A 4,968-nucleotide genomic window follows, 5' to 3' on the forward strand; every position below is an offset into this window, starting at 1 on the left:
TCAGCCGACCAGATCCTCGCCTCGGTGAAGCGCTTTTGTCACAAGACAATGAACCGAACTTCAGATTCAGGTGACTAGGGCTAATCGACATTCAAGCGACCCAGATCATGGCTGCTGCGAGATGAATGAAGCCTGTGAAATGGATGGTTCTGCGATCGTAGCGCGTTGCGAAACGACGAAAATGTTTGAGGCGATTGAAGCATCGCTCGATACGGTTTCGGTCTTTGTAAAGAGCCTGGTCGTGCGGGATGAACACCTTGCGGTTCCGTTTTGACGGAATGATAGCCTCTGCGTTCATGACAGCAATCTGTTCGCGGAACCCATTGCTGTCATAAGCCTTATCGGCGATTACCGCGCCCGCAGTCTGGCCTTCGAGCAATGCAGATGCCTGGGTGGCGTCATGAACCTGACCGCCGGTGATAATGAACCGTAACGGTCGACCCAGGGCGTCGGCCAGCATGTGGATCTTGGTGGTTAATCGGTAATCCCCCCATTTTTAGTGGGGCATTGAATGAGAATTCAGGCAGCTGTTTTTAGGGCCTGTTAGGTCTTGAAAGACGGAACGAGTTGCATAGCTCTTTGTGATGAGCATGATGCAGTCTGTATTTTCCGATGATGCATGGTCGGTCGGGGAACCTCTGATCGAGACGGTCCGTCCAAAAGGCAAAACCCCGCCTCGCGATCTGCGGCGGACCCTGTCGGCGATTTTCTGGCGCCATCAGAATGGCGCGAAATGGCGCTCAATTCCTGCTGAACTCGGCCCCTGGTGGACGGCAGCCCAACTCTTCATCCGTTGGGCAAAGCTCGGCGTCTGGCAGGCTCTGTTTGAACAGGTGAAGGGTCAAGATCCGGCTTTAGGTATGGTCTTCCTCGACGGCACAAACATTCGGGCTCATCACAAGGCCGCCGGAGCGGCCAAAAAGGGGGATTCAGAGAACGCCGCAATGATCGTGAAGCACTTGGCCGCTCGCGTGGAGGGTTTGGCAGCAAGGTCTGCGTAGCCGCAGATGGGCATGGAAAGGCCCTGTCTTTCACCCTGACGCCAGGTCAGGCCCATGAACTCCCCTCGGCCATGGCCCTCCTTGACGCATTGCCGCACGCCCCGCGCTATGTCGTTTGCGATCGGGGCTATGCCTCGAACCAGTTTCGAGAGGCCTTATGGGACAGGGGTTCACGCCCGGTCATCCCGACAAAACGCAACGAGCCACAAGTAACCTGCCCGAAATGGGCCTATCGGCACCGACATCTGGTGGAAAATCTGTGGGCACGTCTCAAGGAGTGGAGAGCAGTCGCCACGCGGTATGAGAAAACCGCTACGTCCTTCATGGCCGTTATCTGCATCGCCGCAACAGCAGATCGCCTCAAGACCTAACAGGCCCTAGTTTCTGGGCGGGGGTTAGCCCGCTGTTCCCCATGTTGGGTCTGTCATGGTTATACCAACGGTTATGGGCACTGACCTGTGTGAGCCCACTTTCTAAGGCCGATGGATCGAATGGTGTCAGGCAAGGCGGCAAGATTATTCCAAGCTGAACAGGCGGCGTCGATGATGTGCTCGATGCCGTCGAAGACGGTATTGGCCAGCCAGTTGGCGCGCAGGAACTGCCAGATATTCTCGACCGGGTTTAGTTCGGGAGCACGGGACGGCAGGAAGATCAGGCTGACATTGCGAGGGAGCTTCAGTTTACTGGTGGTATGCCATCCTGCGCGATCGAGCAGCACGACGGCATGGGCACCGCGGGCGACGTAGCGTGAGATCTCCTCGATATGAAGTTGCATGCTGGCGGTGCCGACGAACGGCAGCACCAGGCCGGCAGCCTTGCCGCGCGCCGGGCAGATCGCCCCGAACAGCCAGGCATTCTCGTAGCGCTGATCAGCCGGTTGGCGTGGTCGCGTGCCGCGCCGGGCCCATTGGCGGACGATGCCGTTCTTCTGGCCGATGCGGGCTTCGTCCTGAAACCAGATTTCGATCGGCTTTCCCTTCGGCAGATGGCCGATATGGGCATTCAGGATGCGGGGGAAGTTTTTTGAACGCTTCCATGACGGCAGGATCCTGCCCCGGATGACGCGGCCGGGCACTGACATGGGAAAAACCAAGACGTTTCAGCAAAGTGGAAACATGCCGTTCGTGGTAGATGACACCGAAGCGCTCCTCGATCATGCGTTGCAGATCAATCCGGCGCCAGCGCACCACACCGTCACGCTGCCGATCGGGCCCGGCCTCGACCAGCGCCTTCAGTTCGGCCTGCTGTGCCCCGTTCAAACGGCAGGCCGGCCCCGGATGCTGATGATCGCGCAGGCCATCCGGCCCTTCAGCATTGAAGCGGTGGACCCAGTCCCGCAGCGTCTGGCGGTCCATGCCGCCCACGCGGGCCGCATCCGTCCGGCTCGCCCCGTCACGGATTGCTGCCAGGGCCAGAAGCCGGCGCGCAGCGTTCGCCTGCCGGCTACGCGCCGCAAGTCGCCTCAGATCAGAGGCCGAATAGTCATCCCGTAGCTTCACCGCCCTCGTCATCAGCCAGATCCTCCCGCATCAAGAGAATCAGAGCCTGCGCCGTTTGTCACTTCACACACGAGTCAGTGGCTACGTCCTTTGGTATTATATGTCCAGAGCCATTGTGTTGCGACCTCCTGCACGTCCTGAATGCTTTCAAACAAATACTGCTCCAGCCATTCCTGCCGGACAGTTCTATTGTAACGTTCAATATAGGCGTTCTGCTGCGGATTACCCGGTTGCGTATAGATCAGGGTAATCCCCTGTTTTCCGGCCCATGAAACCAACGTATGACTGACATATTCAGGGCCATTATCCATTCGGATAGCTTCTGGCCTGCCACGCCACTCCATAACCTGTTCCAGACAGCGGACAACCCGACAGGCCGGCAGGGAAAAATCAACCTCGATCGCCAGTCCTTCACGATTGAAGTCATCCAGAATGTTCAGGAGCCGAAAAGCGCGCCCATCCAAAAGCCTGTCCGCCATAAAATCCATGGACCAGACCGTGTTGGGAAGGGCCGGAACCGACAGCTTTTCAGGCTTTTCGCGAACAAGACGCTTGCGGGGTTTAATCCGCAGGTTGAGTTCCAGTTCCCGATAGATCCGATAAACCCGCTTATGATTCCAGACATGTCCCTGCACATTGCGCAGATACAGGAAACACAGACCAAATCCCCATCTCCTGTGAGCCTGGGTCAGTCCCACCAGAAGATCGGCAATCCTGTCGTTCTCCGCTGCCAGTCGCGGACGATAGCGAAAGCAGGTCTCGGATATCCCAAAAATCCGACAGGCCAGCGCAATGCTGACCCCATGATGCGCCACAGCCTGTGCGGCCAGTTCCCGGCGCTGGGCTGGCCGCTTCATTTTTTTCCAAGGGCTTCCTTCAGGATATCCGTCTGCATGCTCAGATCCGCATACATGCGCTTCAGCCGACGGTTCTCCTCTTCCAGAGCCTTCATCTGACTGATCATCGAAGCATCCATACCGCCATATTTCGCGCGCCACCGGTAAAACGTGGCGTTGCTGATCCCATGCTCCCGACACAGGTCAGGAACCGGGACACCGCCCTCAGCCTGGCGGATCACACCCATGATCTGTGCGTCAGTAAAGCGATCACTCTTCATCAGAATCTCCTCAATTCTTACGCTGAGAAAATTCTCATTCAAAAGTCACTCTTTTTATGGGGGGATTACCCGGCTTCTGTTGTTTCCAGCCTGTCCTTCATGGCAAGCCGCCAGGGTTCGGTTATCCGGCGTGGCTCCGTGTTTTCAGGAGGTGGCCGGAAATCATATGGCCTGCGGGCACAGGGACGTCCGATGGCGACCAGCGGATCAATGCCTTTTTTCCGCAGGTCCCGGACCGCCTGCCCGCTGGCGTAACCGGTGTCGGCGAGCACTGTCTTTGGGAGACCGATCGTGTGTTCCATCGACAGCACGGTGCTGGCAAAGGACGGCGCATCCGCTGACGTGGCGACAACGTCGGTTGTCACGATCAACTGACTGCCTTCGGCGCAGACCACGGCCTGGGCATTGTAAGCCTGCCGGAATTCATGGGCGTCCGAGCGCCGCATGAGGCGGCTGTCGGGATCGGTCAGACTGATCTGCCGGTCGGGTGGTGGTTCATCATCGGGCGGTTTGGGCGCCCGGCCGCGACGCCCTGTTTTTGCGTCATACACCGCCTTCTTTTTCTCGTATGCCGATCGCGCCGCTCTGCTTCCAGCCGGGCGCAGGCTTCGTCCAGCTTCGCTTTCAGTGTTTCCCGTCGGGCAAGCGCTTCCGGCAATGCCTGCGGATCGCTGTCTGTGGCATCTGCGTGCTCCGCCTGGTCCATCAGTTTCGCGATATCCACCGCCAGCTGTTCGCGCAGCGCCCTGATCCGGTCGTAGCGCAGGGAACGGTATTTCGAAGCGTCGGCATCAATTTTCGTGCCGTCGATCGATACTACACCCAGACGCAGCAGACCCGTCTCGCGCGCCAGAAGCAGGACCTGCGCAAATGCAGCTTCAATGGCTGTCCGGTTCGTCCGGCGGAAGGTCGCAATCGTATCATGATCCGGATGCAGGTTCGCCGCCACGAAGCGTACCCCGATGTCGCGATATGTCGCCCGCTCGATCCGGCGTGAGGAAAACAACCCGTTCGCATAGCTGAAGATCAGAAGGGCCAACATCAGACGCGGATGGTACTGTGCCTTGCCACCCGTGCGCACTGGCACGCAGAACGCACTCATCGGAACCCGCTCAACGGCTGCGACAATGAAATGCGCCATATCGTCAGCAGGAAGCCACGACTTCAGATCAGGAGGCAGAAGATACGGCTGAGACCGGTCAAACGGGATGAAGCTGCTCATCTCACCACCTTACAACCTCACCCCTTCACAGGGTAACCCAACCCGACAGGCTGCTAGTGTCCTGATTCTGAAGTTTCGCTGATTTTGGTAGTACGGAGGCAGAATCGCTTGACGGCCTGCAGGATGTCG

The 4,968-nt window shown here is 58.2% G+C and carries 3 protein-coding genes and 2 pseudogenes; 1 reads left to right on the plus strand and 4 read right to left on the minus strand.

Features of this window, described 5'->3' with window-relative positions; genetic code table 11:
• Positions 1 to 91 precede the first annotated feature (91 nt).
• Positions 92 to 475 (minus strand): annotated as a pseudogene (locus DV027_RS16950) (IS5 family transposase); the annotation flags it as partial.
• 118 nt (positions 476 to 593) lie between these two features.
• Between DV027_RS16950 and DV027_RS16955 the strand changes: the two are divergent.
• Positions 594 to 1,372, plus strand: a protein-coding gene (locus DV027_RS16955; RefSeq protein ID WP_196756840.1) for an IS5 family transposase whose coding sequence is annotated in 2 segments (ribosomal slippage) — positions 594 to 933 and positions 933 to 1,372 — 780 coding nt in all. Because the reading frame shifts where the segments join, the coding sequence is not laid out codon by codon here.
• A 71-nt stretch (positions 1,373 to 1,443) separates the two neighbouring features.
• On the opposite strand, the gene DV027_RS16960 is transcribed toward DV027_RS16955, so the two are convergent.
• The 3 genes and pseudogenes from DV027_RS16960 to DV027_RS16970 all read right to left on the minus strand — a co-directional run.
• A protein-coding gene (locus DV027_RS16960; protein WP_130732961.1) for an IS630 family transposase occupies positions 1,444 to 2,512 on the minus strand; the annotation gives its coding sequence in 2 pieces (ribosomal slippage) (positions 1,444 to 2,026 and positions 2,025 to 2,512; 1,071 coding nt in all).
• A 62-nt stretch (positions 2,513 to 2,574) separates the two neighbouring features.
• Positions 2,575 to 3,617, minus strand: a protein-coding gene (locus tag DV027_RS16965; protein WP_408884476.1) for an IS3 family transposase whose coding sequence is annotated in 2 segments (ribosomal slippage) — positions 2,575 to 3,356 and positions 3,356 to 3,617 — 1,044 coding nt in all. Because the reading frame shifts where the segments join, the coding sequence is not laid out codon by codon here.
• Between the two features lie 71 nt (positions 3,618 to 3,688).
• Positions 3,689 to 4,839: pseudogene (locus DV027_RS16970) on the minus strand (IS1182 family transposase); the annotation flags it as partial.
• Between the last annotated feature and the right edge of the window lie 129 nt (positions 4,840 to 4,968).

The organism is Komagataeibacter xylinus, assembly GCF_004302915.1.
In the GTDB taxonomy this organism is placed as follows: Bacteria; Pseudomonadota; Alphaproteobacteria; order Acetobacterales; family Acetobacteraceae; genus Komagataeibacter; species Komagataeibacter xylinus_C.